Genomic DNA, 24068 nt, shown 5'->3' on the forward strand with positions numbered 1-24068 from the left:
TAAGCTAATCCTTTCTGGTCAGCTATTTACCCTATCAATAACTACTTCGTTCAGTTTTAGTTCATTCCTATCAAGTAAAGTGCTTTTCCATCCTAAATCACGTTTATTTAAACGGTTGTTTGATTGTGTTAACATTCTGATTACAATGTTTCTGGTCAGACCTCTTATTCTTTAAAGGAGAAACAATGGGCAAACAGGAAGTGAAAACGCGTTCTGGAGAGCGCGTCGCGGTTGTCGCGGGTTTGCGTACACCATTTGCACGTCAAAGTACTGAGTTCAGTCAAGTGCCAGCAGTTGATCTGGGTAAAATGGTAGTGAGCGAAATGATGGCACGAACTGAGATCGATCCTAAGCTTATCGATCAGGTTGTTTTTGGTCAGGTCGTGCAAATGCCGGAAGCTCCGAACATCGCTCGTGAAATTGTTTTGGGCACCGGAATGAACATTCACACAGACGCTTACAGCGTGACCCGAGCTTGTGCGACGAGTTTTCAGTCAGCGGTCAACGTTGCTGAAAGTATTATGTCGGGCACGATTGATGTCGGAATCGCGGGTGGCGCTGATTCTTCTTCTGTTTTGCCAATTGGTGTATCTAAAAAGTTAGCGGCTAATCTACTGGCGCTAAGCAAAACGAAAACCATGGGCCAAAAGCTCAAGATCCTCAAGAACTTGTCTTTTAAAGACTTGATGCCAGTCCCTCCGGCAGTCGCTGAATATTCTACTGGTCTTTCTATGGGACAGACGGCAGAGCAGATGGCGAAGTCACACTCTATTACGCGTCTGGAACAGGATGCGTTAGCACATCGCTCTCATACTCTCGCTGCACAAGCATGGAATGATGGAAAGATCGAAGGCGAGGTGATGACCGCTTTTCCCGAACCATATAAGAAGTGGATCTCACAAGATAACAACATCCGCCATGACTCTACCTTAGAGGGCTACGCTAAACTACGCCCTGCATTTGATCGTCAGTATGGTAGTGTGACGGCGGCAAACAGTACGCCTCTTACTGATGGTGCCGCAGCGATCATGTTGATGCGTGAAGGCAAAGCCAAAGAGCTTGGGTTAGATATCATGGGCTATATCCGCTCTTATGCATTCTCTGCTATTGGCGTTGAAAGCGATATGCTGATGGGGCCTTCTTATTCTACGCCAATGGCTCTTGATAGAGCTGGTATTGAGCTGTCAGATCTTACTCTGATCGATATGCATGAAGCGTTTGCAGCGCAAACTTTGTCCAATGTGAAAATGTTTGCCTCCAAAAAGTTTGCTCAAGAGCAGTTGGGTCGCTCTAAAGCAATCGGCGAAATCGATATGGACAAGTTCAATGTACTTGGTGGCTCCATTGCCTACGGTCACCCGTTTGCAGCGACTGGTGCACGTATGATCACTCAGACATTACGTGAGCTTCAGCGTCGAGGCGGTGGTCTGGCGTTGAATACAGCCTGTGCGGCAGGTGGTCTTGGTGCAGCTATGGTATTGGAGGTGGAGTAATGAGTGAGCAAAAAGCATTTGAGCTAAAGATTGACGAACAAGGTATCGCATGGTTATCGATTGATGTACCAGGCGAGAAAATGAATACCTTGCAAGCGGCGTTTTCTCAGGAAATGGAAGATATTTTCACTCAGTTAAAAGAGAAAAAGTCCTCTGTAAAAGGTTTGATTGTCCACTCTCTTAAACCAGACAACTTTATCGCGGGAGCTGATGTTCGCATGTTGGATGCATGTGGTAGTGCTGCAGAAGCGCAAGCGTTAGCTGAGCAAGGGCAGAAAATGTTCCAGCAGTTGTCAGATCTCCCATACCCTGTGGTTGCGGCTATTCATGGCCCATGTCTTGGTGGTGGATTAGAACTAGCACTTGCATGTGATTACCGTGTTTGTACAAATTCAGATAAAACCCGTTTAGGCTTGCCAGAAGTGCAACTTGGTCTTCTTCCTGGTTCTGGTGGTACACAGCGACTGCCACGTCTTATCGGATTGTTGCCATCTCTGGATATGATTCTTACAGGAAAGCAGTTACGCGCTAAAAAAGCCAAGAAGCTTGGTGTCGTTGATGCTGTCGTGCCGGAAACCATTCTTCTTGAAGTTGCGAAAAGCTTCGTTGAAAAGAATTCAGGCAAGTCTAAAGCTAAGCGTAAGGTTTCAACCAAAGAAAAATTGATTGCAAATACGGGTCTTGGTCGAAAGGTCATTTTTGAACAAGCATCTAAGAAAACCAATGAAAAGACTCGTGGTAATTACCCAGCAGCGGAGGCGATTCTTGAAGTCATTCGCTATGGCTTAGAGAAAGGGTTTGATAAAGGTCAGCAAAAAGAAGCGCAACGCTTTGGTGAGCTGGTAATGACTTCGGAGTCAAAAGCTCTTCGTTCTATTTTCTTTGCCACGACAGAGATGAAGAAAGAGAATGGCAGTGATGCCCAACCAAAAACCGTTGAACGTGCTGCTGTTTTAGGTGGTGGGTTAATGGGGGCTGGTATTAGCCATGTGAGCGTCTCGAAAGCGAAAGTTCCAGTGCGTATTAAAGATGTCTCTAACGATGGTGTTCTTAACGCATTGAAGTACAACTATAAGTTGTTTGATAAGCAGCGTAAGCGTCGCATTATTTCTAAAGCACAACTGCAGTCCAAAATGCTTCAAATGTCAGGTGGTACAGATTTCACTAGCTTCAATCACGCGGATGTTGTCGTAGAAGCCGTATTTGAAGATTTGAACCTGAAGCAGCAAATGGTTGCTGATGTGGAAGAGAATGCGAAAGAGAGCACTATCTTCGCGACTAATACGTCATCTCTGCCTATCCACCAAATTGCAGAGAAGGCACAGCGACCAGAGAATATTGTTGGCTTGCACTACTTTAGCCCAGTAGAAAAGATGCCGTTAGTGGAAGTCATCCCACATGAAACAACATCTGACGAGACTGTTTCTACGGTTGTCGAGTTTGCGCGTAAGCAAGGCAAGACACCGATTGTTGTCAAAGATTGCGCTGGCTTTTACGTTAACCGAATTCTTGCCCCGTACATGAATGAGGCAGCTCATGTTCTGATGGCCGGCGAACCAATTGAGCAACTGGATTCTGCCTTGTTGAATTTTGGTTTCCCAGTTGGCCCAATCACTTTGCTTGATGAAGTAGGTGTGGATATAGGTGCTAAGATCATGCCGATTCTGGTTGAAGAATTAGGCGAACGTTTCCAAGGCCCTGACGTATTCGATACTTTGCTCAACGATAACCGAAAAGGCCGTAAAACAGGTAAAGGTTTCTATACCTATAAAGGTAAGAAGAAGGAAGTCGACAAGTCAGTGTATAAGCTATTGAGCTTATCACCAGAGTCTAAGATGACAGAGAAAGACATCGCGATGCGCTGTGTGTTACCAATGCTCAACGAAGCGGTTCGTTGTCTAGATGAAGGTATTATTCGTAGCCCTCGAGATGGTGATATTGGTGCAATTTTTGGCATTGGCTTCCCTCCTTTCCTTGGTGGTCCTTTCCGCTACATGGATCAGATTGGCGTGAAGAAACTGGTTGAAATGATGAACGATCACGCACAGAAATATGGTGATCGCTTCGCTCCATGTGACGGTTTGTTGACCCGAGCAGGGTTAGAGAAGTCGTTCTACGAGTAATACACGATAAGATGACAATCAGGCGAGCCGTAAGGTTCGCCTTTTTTGTTGCCTGAGGTTATGATCACGTTAAAGCAATTATAAAAACTCAGTAAGGAATTCAAATGGATGCTTTAGATTTGTTGCTCAACCGACGTTCAATAGCCAAGCTATCTGATCCGGCACCTGAAGGAAAGGTACTTGAGAATATTATCCGTGCAGGATTACGAGCCCCAGATCATGCAGGCCTAACACCTTGGCGTTTTGTCATTTCTCAAGGTGAGGGATTGAACAAGCTGTCGGACATTCTGGTTTCTGCAGCTCAAGCCGAAAATAGCGACGAGACGGTGATTGAAAAACTGAAGAATGCGCCTTTTAGAGCACCTATGGTTATTACAGTCATCGCTAAGGTAACAGAACATGACAAAGTGCCGGCTTTAGAGCAGTATTTGTCAGCAGGCTGTGCCGTACAAGCGATGCAAATGGCAGCTGTTGCACAAGGGTTCCAAGGTTTTTGGCGTTCAGGTAAGTGGATGTTCCACCAAGTGGTTCATGATGCGTTTGGATTACAAGGTGACGATGAAATCGTTGGTTTCCTTTACTTGGGCACACCGACTTGTACACCAATGAAGGTGCCAGAACGGGAATTGAGTAAGTTCGTTGAGTATTTGTAAAAGGAAGAGCTTGGGTTGCCCAAGCTCTTTTCTCATTAATGAATGTTGTAAGCGATCACAAAGTCAATAAACAAACGGACTTTTTCTGGGAGGTGATCTTTGTGGTTGTACAACATGTAAATGTCTCTTGGGTTGGCACTCCATTCTTCAAGCACTCGAGTTAAGCTACCATCTTCAATGTATTCTCTGAGCATAACATCTGGCATCAGCGTGATACCTAACCCATCAGAACAGGCGCTACGAACAACATCTAACGTGTTGGCTTGAAAACGTCCTTTATCGTTATTGACAACCGCTTCGCCGCTGGCGTTGGTAAGTTGCCATTTCAGGAGAGGTGAGCCTTTTAAAAGTGAGTGGCTATGTAAGTCTTCTGCGTGCTTAGGGGCAGGGTTGTTTTTTAAGTAACTAGGGCTGGCCACTAAGATGTCTTCTACCGAGCTTATTTTACGTGCAATGAGGCTCGAATCTCGTTGTGGTCCGACACGAAATATGACATCCCACTCTGTCGGATCGAGTTGATCTGCATGATTACTGGTGGTGAGTTCAATATTGATATCTGGGTAATGCGTCATGAACTCGTTGAACATCGGCATCATCATTCGTTTGGTGAGATTAGAAGGCGCAGAAATACGAATTTTACCTGCTGCACCACGGCATTCGTCGGTGATTTCTTCGGCGGCTATAGTAAGTCGGTTGAGTAGAGGAGAGCATTCGTTGTAGAAACGTTCGCCTGCTTCAGTAAGAGAAAGCTTACGAGCGTGGCGGTTGAGTAACCTAAGGTTGAGTGCCTCTTCTAACGCCTGTATGCGTCGAGTAATTGTCGCAACGGGAATCATCGTCTTACGAGATGTCGCAGTGTAACTCCCATTTTCAACAACTAGCCTAAAAAGGTTGAGATCGTCTAATTTCATTATGTCCGACACATTTTTACGAATTTGAGTAATTTATATCTATATCAGATGTCAAAGGTTGAGTCACATCAACAAGTTTGACGATCTGTGATATTGCGTACATATAGTATGCAACTAAAGCGAAAAGTGGAAGATTTGTATAAATATACTTTCGCGACTACTTTTAAATGAACGTTTGAAACAATTTATAAAAACAATAATAACAGCCGTTGTACGTTTTAAGTTGTGTGAGGCGAAGGTTTATGCATAAAACATATGAAGTGGCGACAACGCCCTCAGCTCAGCTGGCTGCTAGCCAAAAACTGATCATGTTAGTAGACGATGACCCAGTGTTTCGTAATATCACTTGTGGTTTTTTGAAAGCTCAAGGTTACCTAGTCGTAGAAGCTGAAAATGGCTTAGAAGGCCTAAAAAAACTTAGGGATGCTGAACCGGATTTAATTCTGTGTGATCTCTCCATGCCAGTATTGGATGGTATCGAATTTGTTGAAGAAGTGAGTTTGGAATACCCATCGCTTCCTTTGATTGTCGTGTCTGCAACGGATGAAATGTCCGATGTGGCAAAGGCATTACGCTTTGGTATTAAGGATTTCTTACCCAAGCCCATTTCTAATCATCAGCACCTCGCTGGCGCGATTGAAAATACATTGGATGACTCTGATAACCATTTGTGTGATCAGCGTGATTTTGCTAGCCAGTGGTTTCGCGTCGACAGTGGTGACATGCCTGAAGAACAAGAGCTGCATTGGCATTTAGAATATCTTCAGGATAACCCTATTGCTGCCAAAGACCTTCTGCACGCCTTGTTGCCAGAAAAAGATACTTCTCAAGGCGACTGGAAATGCAGTTATCGCCTGTTGCAATCAACTGATGTTATGCCTCTGGTGTTTGATTATGCGTGGTTAATGAACGGTCAGTTTGCTTTTTACCTTGTTGATTCGGCCAGCGAAGGTCGACACGGTGCGGCAACGACCTTGCTAGTGCGTGCTCTCTTTCATGATTATTTGCGAAATCTAAAATGTTTTAATGCGGATCTCAAAGACATTGCCGACCTTTTAGAGAAAGGGTTAGCCTGTTCAGAGTGTGCAAGCCCCGTTAAAGCGCTCTTTGGCATTGCTGATGTATCGGAAGGCACGCTGTCTATTTTACCCGCTGGTTTGGATGCCCAATGGTCGAATGGGTACTTTTCTCAACACATTCCGGCTGGCGTTAAATTAGGTGATAGTTGTGTGAAAAACTTTATTACGACTGATTTGCCTATACAGTCTGCCTGCCAGCTAACGTTGAGTTGCCTAGGCTCAAGTAGCTTTAGTTTAGATATTTTCCGTGGCGGTAGCGCGTAAGCGCTATCCGACTATTGAGTGTAATGTCGAAATAACCCTTTTTTTGTTCGGTGTTTAAGACCCAGAGATTGATGTATAGTCCGCCAAAACAAAAATGACCCATTGTTTTAACGAAAGTGTAACTAGTGGTCGTAAAATCGTCATTTACATTTGAGAAGTAATCCCATGGCAGACAAAGATTTCAAAGAACCTTATAATATTTTTTACTTTTTAGGTTTTATTGCAGCTCTATTGATTCCAACACTACCTGCGACTCTAACTTGGATTCGAGTAGTCAACGGATATGCGGGCTTCTAACTGAATTCATCGGAGCTTCCCATCAGTATTCAAAGATTTGGCTTAAATATTGTTGGTGGCTTGAGCTTATGCCTAGGCTTCCTAGGCATATTCCTTCCTCTTCTCCCTACGACCCCTTTTATTCTTCTCGCGAGCGCATGCTTTATGCGTAGTAGTCCTGCTTTTCATCGTTGGTTGCATGAGCACAAAACATTTGGCCCCATATTAGATAACTGGCATCAACATGGCGCTGTGACCAGCAAGGTAAAAACACGTGGAGCGCTCTGCATGGTGGCAAGTTTTGTTTTTTCAATTTGGGTTGTGCCACATTTTTGGTTAAAGATCATGCTGGTGGTTATGTTGATTCTTCTATTGACCTGGTTTATTCGTTTGCCTGTGATTGAGTGCCTTGCTGACAAGCAAGAAAATCACTAAGATTGCAGTGAAGTGTGCCCGCTATTCCGAGTGGGCGTTTGTAATTCTAGGCACAGAAAATTTTAGTCAGCTGTTTAATGACCTGATGTGCAAAGAGTCCCTGCTATCGCTTGCCATACAATTACATGACAAGGAACAAGCTTAGCCAATCTAAGAAATGAGTTATGACAACTGAAACAATTTCACAGATCAAATCTAGTATTAAGAGCATCCCTGATTATCCGAAACCAGGCATCCTATTTCGTGATGTGACGAGTTTGATGGAAGATGCATCTGCCTATAAAGCAACGATTCAGCTTTTGGTTGAGAAGTATAAGGACATGGGGTTCACCAAAATTGTGGGTACCGAAGCACGTGGCTTTCTGTTTGGCGCCCCTTTAGCTTTAGAATTAGGACTGGGTTTTGTTCCTGTTCGCAAGCCGGGTAAATTACCACGTGAGACGATGGCTCAGTCGTATGAGCTTGAGTACGGTACAGACGTATTAGAAATCCATACAGATGCGATTTCAGAAGGGGATAAAGTACTCGTTGTCGACGATCTGTTGGCGACAGGTGGGACAATCGAAGCAACGACTAAGTTAATCCGCCAGTTAGGTGGTGTGGTAGAACATGCGGCTTTTGTTATTAACCTGCCTGAAATTGGCGGTGATAAGCGCCTTGAAGGCTTAGGTCTTAATGTGTACAGCATTTGCGAATTTGACGGTCATTAATCGGATATATTCATGAGTTATCTTGCTTTAGCTCGAAAGTGGCGCCCTACAAAATTTAGTGAAGTAGTAGGGCAAAGCCACGTTTTGACGGCGTTAGAAAACGCTTTAGCCCAAAACCGCCTTCATCATGCCTACTTGTTTAGCGGTACTCGAGGTGTTGGTAAAACAACGATAGGTCGATTGTTTGCCAAAGGGCTAAACTGCGAAACGGGTATTACCTCCACCCCTTGTGGCACCTGTGGTACCTGTAAAGAGATTGACGAAGGTCGATTTGTTGACTTGCTCGAAATCGATGCTGCGTCCAGAACTAAGGTAGAAGATACTCGTGAATTACTCGATAACGTGCAGTACAAACCTGCACGTGGGCGCTTTAAAGTTTACCTAATCGATGAAGTCCACATGCTCTCGCGCCACAGTTTTAATGCTTTGCTGAAAACACTGGAAGAGCCGCCTGAGTATGTGAAATTCCTTCTGGCCACGACGGATCCACAGAAGCTGCCAGTCACGATTCTTTCTCGTTGTCTGCAGTTTCATCTTAAGCCTATCAGTGTTGATGATATCCATGAGCAACTGGAGCATATCCTAAAACAGGAACAAGTCTCGTTTGAGCCTAGAGCTTTAGGTATGATCGCGCATGCTGCAGACGGCAGTATGCGTGATGCGTTAAGTTTAAGTGATCAGGCGATAGCGTTAGGCAATGGTCAAGTTATAACGGATAGTGTTGCTCATATGTTGGGCACGCTGGATACTGACCAAGCATTACATTTGCTTGAGGCTATCAGTTCTAAGCAACCTCAAGTCGCGATGGATTGCTTATCAGCTCTAGCGCGAAATGGTGTTGAATGGGATGGGCTTCTCCAGCAGTTGGCCACCCAACTACATCGAATGGCAATGTATCAAGCTCTGCCCGCAACGCTGGATAAGGCTCAGCCTGATTCGGAAAAAATAGAGCTTTTAAGCCAAAAATTAACACCGCAGGACGTGCAACTGTATTATCAAATGGCCTTAAAAGGTCGGCAAGATTTGCCTTTAGCACCCTCCGAGCGTATCGGCTTAGAAATGGTCGTACTACGAATGATGGCATTCAGACCTTCTTCTCAACCTCAAGTAAAGAATATTTCGGTCGAGGTGGGTTCTTTGCCTGCTAGTACTCCTACTGATGCACATTCACCCCAGTTGTCATCGGCTAAGGCAACTGAAACGATAACGCCAGCTGATACTTATCCGCAGGGTAGGGAAGTACCAGCGCCTTCGGAAGTCATGCCAGAGCAATATCATGCAGAATCTATGGGGAATACGCCGCCCCCTCAGTATGACACTTCTGCGCCTCCTATGCATGAAGAGCCGGTGACGCCACCGACACCACAAAATCAACCAGCGTCACCTATAAGCGGCTTGCGCCATCAGCTTCGTTCTCAGCGCAAAGGTAACCCTCAGGGAAATACGCCAAAAAAGGCTAGTGCGACACCTGTAAAAAAATCTGAATCCGTTCTTGACCGTGTTGCTCAGCGACATTCAGGAACTATGCAGGTGTCGCCATTGTCAAACCCTCAATCGATAGCGACACCTGAACGGGATAAAAACGAACCTTATCAGTGGAAGCCATCACTTCCTCAAGTAGAAAAGCAGGGCAGCGAGTTAACACCAACTCAAATAAAAAAGGCGTTAGAGCATGAAAAAACGCCTGAGATGGCGACCAAACTAGCCGAAGAAAGCCTAGCGAAGAGTGAGTGGGCAAAGCTGATTAGCCAGTTAGATACGGCTAAAATGACTGAGCAACTGGCTTTGAACTCTCATTTTGAAAAACAAGGTTCGTCTATCTCATTAACACTGCGACCTCAGCAAGCACACTTGAACACAGAGCGTGCTCAAAGTGAACTGCTCGAGGCGATAAATGGTGTGTTAGGTGAAGAGTGCCACCTGTCGGTTGAGATAGGTGACGGGGGGGAAACTCCGTTAGAGTTAAGAGAAAAGCTTTACCAAGGACGTTTACAACAGGCATTTATCAGCCTTGAAAATGACAAGCATGTCCAGTTTATCGCGCAGCGCTTTTCTGCTGAATTGGATAAAGACAGCGTGCGACCAATTTAACACTGGGGTTGAAAATCAGCATTTTCGGCCTCATTTAATAACGAAATAAGCTAACTAACCAGAGAGATGAGCATGTTTGGTAAAGGCGGTATGGGCAATCTAATGAAGCAAGCCCAGCAAATGCAAGAGCGTATGCAAAAGCTTCAAGAAGAAATTGCAAATATGGAAGTGACAGGTGAATCTGGTGCTGGTCTAGTAAAAGTGACCATTACAGGTAGCCACAGCGTTCGTCGTGTTGAAATTGACGAGAGTCTAATGGAAGACGACAAAGAAATGCTAGAAGATCTTATCGCAGCCGCTTTCAACGATGCGGCTCGTCGTGTTGAAGAAACTCAAAAAGAAAAAATGGCTGGCGTGACTGGAGGTATGCAACTACCACCAGGCATGAAAATGCCTTTCTAATCGATAGGGTTAGTTAATGCGCACCAGTCATATGCTGGAGCAATTGATGGAGGCCTTACGTTGTCTGCCTGGGGTTGGTCCCAAGTCAGCTCAACGTATGGCCTTTCATTTGTTACAGCGTGATAGAAAAGGCGGCTTACAACTGGCGGATGCATTGAGTCAAGCGATGACTGAAATCGGCCATTGCAACGAATGTCGTACGTTCACTGAAGAAGAAACGTGCCATATTTGTACTAATCCTAAACGTCAGGAGAATGGACAAATATGCGTGGTTGAAAGCCCAGCTGATATTGCCGCGGTGGAGTCAACCGGGCAGTTCTCAGGTCGCTATTTTGTCCTAATGGGGCACTTGTCGCCTCTTGATGGTATTGGCCCGAGTGATATTGGTCTTGACGTGCTTGATTATCGTCTACGTCGTGGAGATGTGTCTGAAGTGATTTTGGCAACAAACCCTACGGTCGAAGGTGAAGCAACGGCCCACTATATTGCTGAGCTGTGTAAAGAGCATCAGGTTCAGGCAAGCCGAATTGCTCATGGCGTTCCTGTGGGTGGTGAGTTAGAGCTTGTTGATGGAACGACACTGTCACACTCTTTACTTGGTCGACAAACGCTGTAATTTATATCGTTCCAATAAAAAGCCACTCATTTGAGTGGCTTACTTTTATTTCTTTTTCGTATGGAACTGCTCACAAGCGAGCATTGTATTCTCAATGAGGCTCGCGACGGTCATAGGCCCAACACCACCGGGGACCGGTGTAATAAAGCTTGCGCTTTCTTTGGCATTCTCATAATCCACATCGCCAACCAACTTACCTGAGTCAAGTCGGTTGATGCCAACATCGATCACAACAGCGCCTTCTTTAATCCAGTTCCCTGGGATAAAGTTAGGTTTACCGACGGCTACCACAACTACATCAGCTTGACGGACATGGCTTTCGAGATCTTTGGTGAATCTGTGGCAAGTTGTCGTCGTACAGCCGGCCAGTAGAAGCTCAAGCGTCATTGGGCGGCCAACAATGTTCGATGCCCCCACAACAACAGCATGTTTGCCGCGAAGGTTGATGTTGTAACGATCAAGGAGAGTAATGATACCTTTCGGGGTACAAGAGCGTAGTTTAGGAATACGTTGTGCTAAACGGCCAACGTTATATGGATGGAAGCCGTCAACATCTTTTTCTGGGTGAATTCGTTCTAGTACATGAGTTGTATCAATACCTGCCGGTAATGGTAACTGCACTAGAATGCCGTCAATCTCGTCATCTGCGTTTAGCTCATCTATTAGAGCAAGTAACTCTTCTTCTGTGGTGGAAGCCGATAAGTCAAAAGATTTTGAAACAAACCCCACTTCCTCACATGCACGACGTTTACTGCCCACATACACTTGTGAAGCGGGATCTTCGCCAACCAGCACTACTGCTAATCCTGGTGCTCTGAGGCCTGCATTAACACGGGCTTTAACTCGTGCAGCGACTTCCGAACGAACCGTTTGAGAAATAAGTGTTCCATCAATATTTTGAGCAGTCATGTCGTTCCTTTAAATAGAATGGCTATTTAGTTGCGCGCATTGTCGCAAATTATTTGACGAACATCTATAAGCAAACGTTTGCTTTGGGCTGTTTTTAATCAAAATGAAATTCGGTGACCTTTTTTTAGTCATTCAGATCAGAATGTTAATAAAAGACCTTGTTTTAAGAACTCGAACTCGTATAATCCTTTTCCTGTAACGCGCCCTTAGCTCAGTTGGATAGAGCACGTGCCTTCTAAGCATGTGGTCACAGGTTCGAATCCTGTAGGGCGTGCCATTATTAGAAACCCTGATAGCTTAGTTGCTGTCAGGGTTTTGTCGTTTTAGACATTAAATGCGGTTACGCGAGCAAAGCTGTGACAAATGGCTTGAATTCAATCTGTACATAAGCTGAGCTTTTCGGTAGCATTGCGCCCCTTCTATGTAGTTGTATCTAATTGATAAGGCTTGAACACGGTATTTACGTTCAGACATCATGCGCAGTATTCACACCAAAATTAAACCCGAGTTTGAACCTCTCTTGTCTGAGCTAGCATTGCATGCGTTGCTTCACTTACGTAGCAACCACTCAGCGAAAGTACTGACACACAAGTCGAGATCTGATATTAACGACATTCTTTCTGCTTGGCTGAATAAAGCAGCGAACAGTAAGAAATATAAGCCTTTCAAGAAAAAAATACGTTCTCTAGTTACCCACGCTCGTTCTCAGCGGCTAGATATGGAAATGATGCTGGGTAATTTGCTTTCTCCCTTAAACGGGGACGAATTACCTCATTTAGACAGTTTCCTCTTGTTAATAAACACAATAGAGAAAGAACTCAATACGACAGTGTTGGTTTCAAGCCCAGAAGAGGTTGATCTCTCGTTTAACCCAAAAGGTTGCTTATTGTGTGTATTGTCACAAGACCTTAACGCTCACTTTGATACCCGTAATCGTCTATCTGCGGATATCTCAATGCTTTTTAGAGGTTCACGTGGTGAGAAGCACTCTGTGCTGCGTACTATCTATACATCCGCTATTTTTGAGCACCGTATAGAATATGAAGACGAAGACTTTTTGCGTATTCGCCTAAGCCTTAAGTAGCCTTCTAACAGCCTAAGATTAGACAGACATGGCTTCGCTGATTTTGTCTGTGTTTCCCTCTACTTCTTCCAGGGTGTAAAATATAAATTACAGCTTTTGATAAATGAAAAGTTATGTAATACTTCTCAAGTTCTATTGGCTGTCATAAAAATTTAATCTTCTTGTGTATTGAGAATTTTGTTCAAATTCATCATATTGTAATTAAGATGTAACAAAAACTACGAGGAGAATATATGCAGCATCAAGAAATGATCCAACCTTCTAACTTCGGTGTTATCAGCCGTACCTGTCTTTTTTCACTTGTTGGTATTGTTGGTGTATTTGCACTTATCTAACAAGTCACGTAGAAAGCTAAGCCTTAATAAGTATGTGTTTGCTTACTTCAAAACCATTTGTTAAGGCGGCTTCTATTCTATTTTCTTCTCTTTGATATTGCTTCGGTCACAATATTTCCAGTGGTACTTCTTTGATTGTATCGCACACTGATCGCGAACTAAGACCACTTTGCTCTTCTGATGAAATGGCTGACGAACACCTCCGAACTTATTTTTATATTTGTTAATAGGTTGTGATCTGAATCTGTTTTGTGATCAAATAATCTAAAATTTTCCATCTGCTTCTAAGCCTATTCCTCTCTAAACTAGAGCCAGACATCGTAAGTAATAATTGAAGTGAATGAACGCAAAGATACTTGTTGTAGATGATGATCTAGAAATTCGGGAGCTGTTGGGTGAATACCTAACCAAAGCGGGTTATCAGGTCAACGCCGTGGCGGATGGCGAAGAATTAAAGGCGCACCTTGATCAAGAAGGTTACCCTGATATGGTGCTTCTTGACGTGATGCTACCGGGTGATGATGGCTTTACTTTGTGCCAACACATTCGTCGCGACTCGAATGTACCTATTATTATGCTGACCGCAGTGTCGGACGAAACTGATCAGATCATTGGCCTGGAAATTGGTGCCGATGACTACATTGCCAAGCCATTTAATCCACGTCAGCTCATCGCTCGAATCAAAGCAGTCTTGCGACGAGTTCAAATCAATGAAGAAAAAGGTTCAGACTCTCTACCGAAACAGATTACGTTTGGTGACTGGCAACTTGATACCTTAGCGCACAAAATTACCCATAGTGATACCCAAGAAGAACACGATCTGTCGGGCAGTGACTTTGCACTCTTAATGTTGTTTCTCTCGCGTCCGAATGAAGTTTTAGATCGCGATACGATCTCTTTTGCGACCAGAGGACGAGAGGCACTTCCTTTTGAGCGAGGTATTGACGTCCAGTTGAGTCGCTTGCGTCAGCGTTTGGGTGACAGTGGTAAATACCCGCAATATATTAAAACTATGCGCGGAAATGGCTATATCCTCGCCGTACCAGTCAGTATCGAACATTGATAGATGAACACTCTATTACGTAGGCTAAAACCCAATTCATTGGTCACCCGTACTCTAGGATTAGCGTTATTAGCGGTGATATTAGCGCAGGGTATTGCCACGGCGATATGGTATACCGAGTCGAAGCAAAAAGAGCTGGCGGGTATTCAATCGGCCTCAGAAAGTATGGCGAACATGTTTGCCTCAACCGTGACCTTCTTCCAATCCCTACCGACTCGCTATCGTCATATTGTGCTGGATCAGATCCGTAATATGGGTGGCACACGATTCTTTGTGTCATTCAATAAAGAAAAGCTGATTGTTGAGCCCATTCCAGATACACAGTTAAAAAGAGCCTCTCTTTCTGCGGTGGAATCTGTGCTCAACGACAAGCTGCCTAAAGTGTCTTCGATATCTGTCGACTTTTCTCATGCACACAATCTCCGTCTACTAAAAAATGACATCTATCTCAGTGATTTACCAAAATCATGGGCGCATCATACTTTAACTCTATCACCCATTGACCCTCCCGTTCTGGTGGTACAGATCGAGCTCAAGAGCAATGAATGGGTCTACATCGCCGCGTTACTTCCCGCACCCTATGTCACATTGGATGACACCTTAATTGGCCGAGAGCAGATCCTGTTTATCTTCTTCTCGACGATCTTGTTGCTTGGTCTGACTTATCTGTTAATGCGCCGACAAGTCAAACCGTTAAAGCGTTTAGCAAAAGCGGCCAATGAAATGAGTATGGATATTGATCAGCCGCCACTAGGTGAAGAAGGGGCGAGTGAGCTGGTCACTGCGACGCGAGCATTTAATCGCATGCAGCAGCGCATCAGGCGCTATGTGGCCGATAGGGAGCACCTGTTTTCGTCCATATCCCATGATCTCAAAACGCCGATCACTCGATTACGTTTAAGGGCTGAGCTACTCGATGACGACAAAAAACGTCATAAATTCAATCAGGACTTAGATGAGCTGGAGATGATGGTCAAAGGGGCACTTCAATGTGTGAAAGACACAGATTTACACGAGAACAATGCCTTTATTGATCTCAATGCCATGATTCAGTCGGTAATCGAGCCGATGAACTTTAGGCATGATTGTGTCACCTTTACGCCAATCGAGATGGAACCTATGGTGGCTAAGCCCTTAGCCATTAAGCGAGTGTTGACCAATTTAATCGATAATGCGGTTAAATATGGAGAGAGTGCCACTGTGTCGATTGAAGTAACGGATGAATGGATTTCCGTCTCGATTGACGATGTTGGACCGGGCATACCAAGTGATAAGCTCGAAGCCGTTTTTGAGCCGTATTTTCGCTTAGCTTCTGATGACCAAGGCCATGGTTTAGGCTTAGGTATCTGCCGTAACATTCTGCATGGGCATGGTGGAGATCTCATTATCAGCAATCGCCCACAAGGCGGTTTGAGAGCGCAACTCTTTATCCCACCGACACTTGAAGTCTAATGTAACATTGGTGTTACATTCTTATTACGGTTTGTTTCAATCTAATCTGTACAAATCTATACACTCATTTTCGAACACATGAAACAGGGGCTTGTTCGCTGTCAGCCCTGTGTCTAATCCAATACATGGAAGATAATAATGAAAATGAATAAAACCCTACTTACCTTATCCCTTCTATCAGCGGCCTCTATGACTCAAGCGGGTGAAGTTGAAGTACTTCACTGGTGGACTTCGGGTGGCGAAGCTAAGTCCATTTCTGTTCTGAAAGGCATGTTGGAAGAGCAAGGCCACAGCTGGAAAGATTTTGCGGTTGCTGGTGGCGGTGGTGAAAGTGCGATGACGGTACTGAAAACTCGCGCGGTGTCAGGTAATCCACCTTCAGCGGCTCAGATCAAAGGTCACGACATCCAAGAGTGGGGTGGTCTGGGCTTCCTAACCAACCTAGATGATGTTGCAGAAAAAGGTAACTGGGATGGCGTGGTGCCAAAAATGGTGACCGACGTTATGAAGTGGGACGGTGATTTTGTGGCTGTGCCAGTCAACGTTCACCGTGTGAACTGGCTTTGGGCAAACCCGGCGGTATTTGAAAAAGCGGGCGCAAAAGTCCCAACGACCTTGGATGAGTTTTTTGTCGCAGGTGACAAAATTAAAGCAGCAGGTCTAATCCCGCTGGCTCATGGTGGTCAGCCATGGCAGGACGCAACCGTGTTTGAAGCGGTTGCGCTTGATGTTCTAGGCAGCGAAGACTACGTCAAAGCCTTTGTTGAGCTGGATATGGATGTTCTGTCTGGCGACAAGATGGTCGAAGTGTTCGCGAAATTCCAGAAAATGCATGATTACATCGACTCAAACTCGCCGGGTCGTGACTGGAACGTTGCGACTTCTATGGTGATCAATGGTGAAGCAGCGATGCAAATCATGGGTGACTGGGCGAAAGGCGAATTCTCAGCAGCCGGCAAAGTAGCAGGTAAAGATTATGTTTGTGTACCAGCCCCAGGTACCGCAGGTCAATTTACTCATAACGTCGACAGTTTTGCTTTCTTTGAGCTAGGCGAATCAGGTAACCAACAAGCGCAAAAAGCGCTGGCTGCCACCATTCTTGACCCTAAGTTCCAAGAAGTGTTTAACCTGAATAAAGGTTCTATTCCAGTGCGCCTGGATATGGATATGTCGAAGTTTGACAAGTGTGCACTGGATTCAATGGACGAGTTTAAAGCGACGGCGAAATCCGGTGATCTCGTACCAAGTATGGCGCACGGCATGTCAACAACCAGTTACGCTCAAGGTGCGATCTTTGATGTTGTGACTAACTTCTTTAACGACAAAGATGCCAATCCGCAAGACGCCGCGCAGAAACTGGCGAAAGCAGTAAAAGCGGCGATCTAAAGGCGCTTTATTCTGTCACCCCCAAGGGCAGGCAGGCTTGTGGGGAGCCTGCTTGTCCTTTCCTTCTAAGACTTACTTTCAGGGAAAGTGTCACAAGGATTCGTTATGGAGCATGTTTTGACTCGGTCAAAAAGTCAGTCTGTCTATAAGCCAAGCTTTGCTGACAGGCTACAAACCTGGCTGCCGAAGATCGTATTAGCACCGACCATGTTGGTTACTGTGGTGTGTATTTACGGCTACATCTTCTGGACTGCCGCACTATCAATGACCAACTCTCGATTTCTACCTAGCTTTAATTTTGTCGGTTTTACCCAGTATGAAAAGCTAATGGACAACGACCGTTGGATCACTTCGATTTCAAACTTGGGCATCTTTGGCTTGCTGTTTATGCTGATCGCAATCGGCTTAGGTGTCGGTCTAGCAATATTGCTCGATCAAAATATTCGTCAGGAAGGGGCGATTCGTACCATTTATCTCTATCCGATGGCGTTGTCGTTCATTGTTACGGGTACGGCTTGGAAATGGATTCTAAACCCGGGTCTGGGCATCGAGAAACTGATGCACGACTGGGGCTTTACAGACTTCAAATTCGACTGGTTGGTAGACTCTGATATGGCGGTTTACACGTTAGTCATTGCTGCAGTATGGCAATCTTCCGGTTTTGTAATGGCGATGTTCCTCGCGGGCCTTCGTGGTATTGACTCATCGATCATCAAAGCCGCTCAAATTGATGGTGCTAATCTGCCGACGATTTACGTAAAAATTATTCTTCCTTGCCTGCGACCTGTGTTCTTCAGCGCGGTAATCATTACATCGCATATAGCGATTAAGAGTTTTGATTTAGTGACCGCAATGACGGCTGGGGGGCCAGGTTATTCCTCAGACCTACCAGCATTGTTTATGTATGCCCATTCATTTACGCGTGGTCAGATTGGCCTTGGTGCTGCCAGTGCCATGATGATGCTAGCCGGAATTCTTGCCATTCTGGTGCCGTATTTGTATTCCGAACTTAGGGAGAAGAAATCATGACTAACAACATGAATTTTGCTCGCCTTTTCATTTACTCAGCGCTGATTTTCTTCTGTCTGGTTTACCTGATGCCATTGTTTGTCATGGTCATCACGTCATTCAAAACCTTACCAGATATCAAAGCGGGTAATTTGATGAGTCTACCTAAAGAGTGGGTGTTTGATGCTTGGTACAAAGCTTGGGACGGAGCTTGCACCGGAGTGAAATGTGAAGGTGTGAAAGGCTATTTCTGGAACTCTTTCCAGATGGTAATACCTGCTGTTGCGATCTCAACCTTACTTGGCGCTTTTAATGGCTATGTTGTGACTAAGTGGCAGTTCCGTGGTTCGAACCTCTTCTTTAGCTTATTACTGTTTGGCTGTTTTATCCCATTTCAGGTGATCTTGCTGCCTATGGCGGCGGTACTAGGAAAGTTGGGCTTAGCTAATACAACGGCGGGCTTGGTGACCGTTCACGTTATCTACGGTATGGCCTTTACGACGTTGTTCTTCCGCAACTTCTACATCAGCATTCCTGATGAGTTGATCAAAGCAGCGAAGCTTGATGGGGCGGGGTTCTTTACCATCTTCTTCAAAATCCTGCTGCCACTTTCAACACCAATCATTATGGTGACCGTGATTTGGCAGTTCACATCGATCTGGAACGACTTCTTGTTTGGTGTGGTGTATTCAGGATCCGACACACAGCCGATTACAGTTGCACTTAACAACCTAGTGAATACCAGCACAGGTGTGAAGGAATACAACGTGGATATGGCCGCGGCCATCATCGCAGCTCTACCGACGTTGCTGGTTTACGTGCTGGCAGGAAAATATTTTGTTCGTGGCCTGACCGCCGGATCAGTAAAAGGATAATCATAATGGCAACTTTAGAACTCAAACAGATCCGTAAAACCTACCCAAAAGCGGAGCAGGAAACCCTTAAGGGAATCGATATCAGCATTGACTCGGGGGAGTTTCTGATTTTGGTTGGCCCATCGGGCTGTGGTAAATCAACCTTGATGAACACCATTGCTGGTTTAGAAGGCATCAGTTCAGGTGAAATTGTGATCGATGGCCGTGATGTCTCAGTCGTGGAGCCAAAAGATCGTGATATTGCGATGGTTTTCCAGTCATACGCTTTGTACCCGAACATGACGGTGCGTGGCAACATCGCGTTTGGCCTTAAGATCCGTAAAATGCCTGACGCTGAGATTGATGCTGAAGTTCAGCGTGTGGCCGAGATGCTACAAATCGACCATCTTCTTGACCGCAAGCCATCACAGTTATCAGGTGGTCAGCGTCAGCGTGTTGCGATGGGACGAGCCTTAGCGCGTCGACCTAAGTTATATCTGTTTGATGAACCATTATCGAATTTGGACGCAAAACTCCGTGTCGAAATGCGTCATCAGATCAAACGCCTTCATCAACAACTCAATACCACCATTGTTTACGTGACTCATGATCAGATTGAAGCTATGACTCTGGCTGATCGCATTGCCGTGATGAAAGATGGTGAGTTGCAGCAACTGGGCACACCTCAGGAAATCTACAACACGCCAAACAATATGTTTGTTGCTGGTTTTATGGGATCACCATCGATGAACTTTATTAAGACCATGGTTGATCTTGATGATGAGCAGCAGCCCGTGATTAAAGTTAAAGGTGGTAACGATCAGGAGCACCATATCCGTTTGCCTAACTCAATGCGTGAGCAAGATGGTAAGGAAGTTGTGATTGGTTTGCGTCCAGAGCACATTACTGAAAAAGAAAATGAGGAATCGGGCGCTACCACGCAACTGGATCTGCAACTTGAGGTTCTGGAACCCACTGGGCCAGATACTATCGCAATGATTAAGGTCAACGATCAGGAGGTGGCATGCCGATTGTCTCCGGAGTTTGATGCTCGTGTTGGTCAGGTTGCTCCCCTGCATTTTGATCTGTCAAAAGCGGTATTCTTTGATGCGCAAACAGAACAAAGGATAGAGTTCCATTGATAAGATTGAACACACTCCCAACCAGTACGGGGGAGAATCGGACTGGCTTGCTGTCCGAGTTGGGAGTGTGTTCTCCCCTAATTTGGCTAGATAAATTTTTAACAAAAGTGTCAATAGTAACTATGCTTAAAGCATCAACATGAATATTCAATTCATGTATGTATTGAGAGTGGGAGTCAGTCTCGTCTCCTTGCTGACTCTCATGTCTCATCTAATAAAAATGGCAGCGCTTGGCTGCCATTTGTTTTTATAATATTTGCTTGATGTTAAATATGTGTAAACTGACACATTTGATTGTTATGAATGTGTCATATCCCACCCATTTTGAGCTGATGAAATCAGTCTTAATTGCTTTGATGTGGAAATTTGTGGCTAAGCATTTGAAAAATAAGAATTAAATAAGCAAAGCTAAGTTGGCTTGGTTATTGCCCTTATAAATATATCAACACCCAGTGATGGGGTTGTTCTATTAACAAGGAGAAAAACAATGCTAAAGCCTTTGACCCTACTATCTGCCTCCATTCTTGCTGTAACTAGTTTTAACGCTGCTGCGAACTGTGACCCTGGTGAAACCGTGATTAAGTTCAGCCATGTGACGAATACAGATAAACACCCTAAAGGTATTGCGGCTTCACTACTGGAAAAACGTGTTAACGAAGAGATGAATGGAAAAGTGTGTATGCAGGTTTTCCCGAACTCGACGCTTTACGATGACAATAAAGTGCTGGAAGCGCTGCTAAACGGTGACGTGCAACTTGCTGCCCCTTCTCTTTCTAAGTTTGAAAAGTTCACAAAGAAATACCGTATCTTTGACTTACCATTTTTGTTTGAAGATGTGGCTGCGGTTGATCGATTCCAAAACTCAGAATCTGGTGAGAAGCTAAAAAATGCAATGAAGCGTCGTGGCCTACAAGGTCTGGCCTTCTGGCATAATGGCATGAAGCAAATGTCGGCAAACAAGCCTCTTTTGACGCCTGAAGACGCAAAAGGTCTTAAATTCCGTGTTCAAGCGTCTGATGTATTGGTGGCGCAGTTCGAGCAACTTGGCGCAAACCCACAGAAGATGTCGTTTAAAGAAGTGTATGGCGGTCTACAAACTAAGGTTATTGACGGGCAAGAAAACACTTGGTCAAACATCTACGGTAAGAAGTTCTTTGAAGTTCAGGACGGCATTACAGAAACCAACCACGGTATCCTTGATTACCTTGTGGTTACCTCGAACGACTTCTGGAAAAATCTCCCTGCGGATCAGCGTGAGCAATTGAATACCATTATTCAGGAAGTTACCGCTCAGCGTAATGCTGAATCCACAAAAGTGAATCTAGCGAATAAGAATAACATTATCGAAGCTGGGGGTGAGGTTCGCTCGCTAACGCCTGAGCAGCGTCAGCAATGGGTTACTGCGTTGCAACCTGTTTGGAAGAAGTTTGAAAAAGACATCGGCTCTGACCTAATCGAAGCTGCATTGGCTTCAAACCAGTAACACGATAATAAAAACATCCCTGACTATTGGCCCTCCGAATCGGGAGGAGGGCCTTTTTTACCCTGCAATACCTGTTAGGCGCGACCAACGGGTGATCAAAGCGATGTAACTATGGAACAGTCAATTTTTGCCAGAATAGGAAAGGTGACAGATGCTATCGAGGAAACGCTGATTGCGTTTTTCTTGGGAGCAATGACACTGCTAACCTTTGCTAATGTAATTTTTCGATATGTCTTTAATGACAATATTCTTTGGGCTCTTGAGCTCACCGTTTTCCTTTTTGCCTGGATGGTGCTTGTTGGTGCATCTTATGGTGTAAAAAAACACTTTCACATTGGTGTCGATGTCATCATCAACATGGCACCAGACCAACTGCGTAAAGTCTACGCGCTACTTGCAGCGGCTTGCTGTTTAGCATTCTCAATTCTTCTTCTGGTTGGTTCTTGGAACTATTGGTATCCGTTTGTCACTGAACGTGCTTGGTATGAGACGGATGATATTCCCATGCCTGAAATATTGCAGTTCCTAGCTGACTGGCTGAATGAAGGTGAGCGCTACGAAAAGCTTCCACGCTTTATTCCTTATATGGCGCTGCCAATTGGTATGGCGCTGATGACATTCCGTTTTATTCAAATCACCGTACAAATCGCAACAGGCAAATTAGACCGCTTGATTGCAGGTCATGAAGCGGAAGAAGAACTTGAGGCGCTGAAAGAAGAGCTCAAAGACGCTGGTGAAGCGATGGAGCCGAAAAAAGCCGATGATAAGAGCAAGGAGAGCTAAGCCATGGATATTCTGTTTTTATTCGTAATGGTGGTTGGCTTTATGCTGATTGGTGTGCCAATCGCTGTATCGCTTGGTTTATCGAGCATCCTGTTTTTGATGATGCACTCTGACGCTTCTTTAGCCTCAGTAGCCCAAACTCTGTTTAACGCGTTCGCAGGCCACTACACCTTACTCGCTATTCCATTCTTTATTTTGGCATCAAGCTTTATGTCGACGGGTGGTGTGGCTAAGCGAATTATTCGTTTTGCTATTGCAATGGTCGGCTGGTTCCGTGGCGGATTGGCGATGGCTTCTGTCGTTGCATGTATGATGTTCGCCGCCTTGTCTGGTTCATCACCAGCCACGGTTGTCGCCATCGGTAGTATCGTTATCGCAGGTATGATCAAAAACGGTTACTCCAAAGACTTTGCCGCTGGGGTAATTTGTAACGCGGGTACGCTAGGTATCTTGATCCCACCGTCAATCGTTATGGTTGTATACGCCGCTGCGACGGACGTGTCAGTTGGGCGTATGTTCCTCGGCGGTGTGATTCCAGGTCTTCTGGCGGGTGTGATGCTAATGATTGCTATCTATATTGCAGCGCGGGTAAAAAATCTGCCGAAACAGCCATTTGTTGGCTGGGGCGAAATGTTCGCAGCAGCGAAAGATGCGAGCTGGGGGTTATTGCTAGTAGTGATCATCCTAGGCGGTATCTATGGCGGCATCTTTACCCCAACAGAGGCGGCAGCCGTAGCGGCGGTATACTCGTTCCTGATTGCGAACTTTATTTACAAAGACATGGGCCCATTTGCCGATAAAAACAATCGCAAACCGGTCGTCGTAAAAGTCTTCCAAGCGTTTGTTCACAAAGATACTAAACATACGCTTTATGATGCCGGTAAACTGACCATTATGCTGCTGTTTATCATTGCTAATGCCCTGATTCTTAAGCATGTACTAACAGAAGAGCGCATCCCGCAGATGATTACCGAGTCGATGTTATCTGCTGGCCTTGGGCCGATCACTTTCCTCATTGTGGTTAACGTTTTGCTTCTGATTGGTGGTCAGTTTATGGAGCCATCGGGCCTGCTGATCATTGTTGCTCCGTTGGTATTCCCCATCGCTATTGCATTGGGTATCGACCCAATTCACCTTGGTATCATGATGGTTGTGAACATGGAAATTGGGATGATCACACCACCTGTCGGGCTCAATTTATTTGTGACGGCTGGGGTCGCTAAGATGTCGATGATGCAGGTGGTCAAGGCTGCGCTCCCTTGGGTCGCGGTAATGTTCTTGTTCCTCATTATTGTTACTTACGTGCCATGGGTGTCAACTTGGCTGCCTACAACATTGATGGGACCGGAAATCATTACTAAATGATTTTGTCTAGTCCTAAAATAGGTTGACGCTTTTTTTATGAAGCCAGTAGGTAATCCCTGCTGGCTTTTTCATGCACTTCACTTGGAGTTTTCATCCCCAAGCTCATGTGCGGCCTCAAGTCGTTATATATCGATATCGACTCTTTTACTAA

General features: G+C 45.1%; 21 protein-coding genes and 1 tRNA gene. 20 read left to right on the plus strand and 2 right to left on the minus strand.

Going from position 1 to position 24068, the window contains the following annotated elements:
- The first annotated feature begins 185 nt into the window (after positions 1-185).
- The 3 genes from fadI to L1D15_RS15785 all read left to right on the plus strand — a co-directional run bounded on the left by fadI (position 186) and on the right by L1D15_RS15785 (position 4269).
- Positions 186-1493: an acetyl-CoA C-acyltransferase FadI gene (gene fadI, locus L1D15_RS15775; protein ID WP_239876386.1), complete on the plus strand. Its 1308-nt coding sequence runs from the start codon at positions 186-188 to the stop codon at positions 1491-1493.
- Positions 1493-3616: a fatty acid oxidation complex subunit alpha FadJ gene (gene fadJ, locus L1D15_RS15780; protein ID WP_239876387.1), complete on the plus strand. Its 2124-nt coding sequence runs from the start codon at positions 1493-1495 to the stop codon at positions 3614-3616. The genes fadI and fadJ overlap by 1 nt, the downstream gene beginning before the upstream one ends.
- A 104-nt stretch (positions 3617-3720) precedes the next feature.
- On the plus strand, positions 3721-4269 hold the full coding sequence (locus L1D15_RS15785) for an NAD(P)H nitroreductase (RefSeq protein WP_239836850.1): 549 nt from the start codon (positions 3721-3723) through the stop codon (positions 4267-4269).
- Positions 4270-4304: 35 nt separating this feature from the next.
- Here the strand turns inward: L1D15_RS15785 and L1D15_RS15790 are convergent, their stop codons facing one another.
- Positions 4305-5180 carry a LysR family transcriptional regulator gene (locus tag L1D15_RS15790; RefSeq protein ID WP_239876388.1) on the minus strand — a complete coding sequence of 292 codons (876 nt, stop codon included), beginning with the start codon at positions 5178-5180 and terminating at the stop codon, positions 4305-4307.
- 242 nt (positions 5181-5422) lie between these two features.
- On the opposite strand from L1D15_RS15790, the gene L1D15_RS15795 reads away from it, so the two are divergent.
- The 6 genes from L1D15_RS15795 (at position 5423) to recR (ending at position 11053) form a co-directional block, all read left to right on the plus strand.
- On the plus strand, positions 5423-6523 hold the full coding sequence (locus tag L1D15_RS15795; protein ID WP_239867698.1) for a response regulator: 1101 nt from the start codon (positions 5423-5425) through the stop codon (positions 6521-6523).
- A gap of 345 nt (positions 6524-6868) precedes the next feature.
- The gene (locus L1D15_RS15800) at positions 6869-7234 is read left to right on the plus strand and encodes a YbaN family protein (RefSeq protein WP_239836913.1); all 366 of its coding nucleotides are present in this window, start codon (positions 6869-6871) and stop codon (positions 7232-7234) included.
- A 164-nt stretch (positions 7235-7398) separates the two neighbouring features.
- Positions 7399-7944, plus strand: coding sequence for an adenine phosphoribosyltransferase (gene apt / locus L1D15_RS15805; protein ID WP_239836847.1), 546 nt, complete (start codon positions 7399-7401; stop codon positions 7942-7944).
- A gap of 12 nt (positions 7945-7956) precedes the next feature.
- A complete protein-coding gene (gene dnaX / locus L1D15_RS15810) occupies positions 7957-10035 on the plus strand; it encodes a DNA polymerase III subunit gamma/tau (protein WP_239876389.1) in 2079 nt (692 codons plus the stop codon).
- Between the two features lie 72 nt (positions 10036-10107).
- Entirely contained in the window at positions 10108-10437 is a 330-nt protein-coding gene (locus L1D15_RS15815; protein WP_006959389.1) for a YbaB/EbfC family nucleoid-associated protein, read from the plus strand.
- A gap of 16 nt (positions 10438-10453) precedes the next feature.
- Positions 10454-11053 (plus strand): recombination mediator RecR, encoded by a 600-nt coding sequence (gene recR / locus L1D15_RS15820; RefSeq protein WP_239876390.1) that lies wholly within the window; start codon positions 10454-10456, stop codon positions 11051-11053.
- A gap of 45 nt (positions 11054-11098) precedes the next feature.
- On the opposite strand, the gene folD is transcribed toward recR, so the two are convergent.
- Positions 11099-11962 carry a bifunctional methylenetetrahydrofolate dehydrogenase/methenyltetrahydrofolate cyclohydrolase FolD gene (gene folD / locus L1D15_RS15825; RefSeq protein WP_239876391.1) on the minus strand — a complete coding sequence of 288 codons (864 nt, stop codon included), beginning with the start codon at positions 11960-11962 and terminating at the stop codon, positions 11099-11101.
- Positions 11963-12162: 200 nt separating this feature from the next.
- Between folD and L1D15_RS15830 the strand changes: the two genes are divergently transcribed.
- The 11 genes from L1D15_RS15830 (at position 12163) to L1D15_RS15880 (ending at position 23917) form a co-directional block, all read left to right on the plus strand.
- Positions 12163-12239: transfer RNA gene (locus L1D15_RS15830), tRNA-Arg, on the plus strand.
- Positions 12240-12437: 198 nt separating this feature from the next.
- On the plus strand, positions 12438-13046 hold the full coding sequence (locus tag L1D15_RS15835; RefSeq protein ID WP_239876392.1) for a DUF2913 family protein: 609 nt from the start codon (positions 12438-12440) through the stop codon (positions 13044-13046).
- Between the two features lie 675 nt (positions 13047-13721).
- Positions 13722-14444: a response regulator gene (locus tag L1D15_RS15840; protein ID WP_239876393.1), complete on the plus strand. Its 723-nt coding sequence runs from the start codon at positions 13722-13724 to the stop codon at positions 14442-14444.
- A 3-nt stretch (positions 14445-14447) separates the two neighbouring features.
- Positions 14448-15896: an ATP-binding protein gene (locus L1D15_RS15845; protein WP_239876394.1), complete on the plus strand. Its 1449-nt coding sequence runs from the start codon at positions 14448-14450 to the stop codon at positions 15894-15896.
- 138 nt (positions 15897-16034) lie between these two features.
- Entirely contained in the window at positions 16035-17282 is a 1248-nt protein-coding gene (locus L1D15_RS15850) for an ABC transporter substrate-binding protein (protein ID WP_239876395.1), read from the plus strand.
- A gap of 105 nt (positions 17283-17387) precedes the next feature.
- Positions 17388-18311: a sugar ABC transporter permease gene (locus L1D15_RS15855; RefSeq protein WP_239876396.1), complete on the plus strand. Its 924-nt coding sequence runs from the start codon at positions 17388-17390 to the stop codon at positions 18309-18311.
- Positions 18308-19165, plus strand: coding sequence for a carbohydrate ABC transporter permease (locus tag L1D15_RS15860; protein ID WP_019277875.1), 858 nt, complete (start codon positions 18308-18310; stop codon positions 19163-19165). Before L1D15_RS15855 ends, L1D15_RS15860 begins: the two co-directional genes overlap by 4 nt.
- Positions 19166-19170: 5 nt before the next feature.
- Positions 19171-20286, plus strand: coding sequence for a sn-glycerol-3-phosphate ABC transporter ATP-binding protein UgpC (gene ugpC, locus L1D15_RS15865; protein ID WP_239876397.1), 1116 nt, complete (start codon positions 19171-19173; stop codon positions 20284-20286).
- A gap of 487 nt (positions 20287-20773) precedes the next feature.
- Positions 20774-21769, plus strand: coding sequence for a TRAP transporter substrate-binding protein (locus tag L1D15_RS15870; protein WP_239836838.1), 996 nt, complete (start codon positions 20774-20776; stop codon positions 21767-21769).
- A gap of 111 nt (positions 21770-21880) precedes the next feature.
- On the plus strand, positions 21881-22552 hold the full coding sequence (locus tag L1D15_RS15875) for a TRAP transporter small permease (protein ID WP_006959361.1): 672 nt from the start codon (positions 21881-21883) through the stop codon (positions 22550-22552).
- Positions 22553-22555: 3 nt separating this feature from the next.
- Positions 22556-23917, plus strand: a complete 1362-nt coding sequence (locus L1D15_RS15880; protein ID WP_239836836.1) for a TRAP transporter large permease — start codon at positions 22556-22558, stop codon at positions 23915-23917.
- The last annotated feature ends 151 nt before the right edge of the window (positions 23918-24068 follow it).

Source organism: Vibrio sp. Isolate25 (genome assembly GCF_022398025.1).
GTDB classification, from domain to species: Bacteria; Pseudomonadota; Gammaproteobacteria; order Enterobacterales; family Vibrionaceae; genus Vibrio; species Vibrio coralliilyticus_A.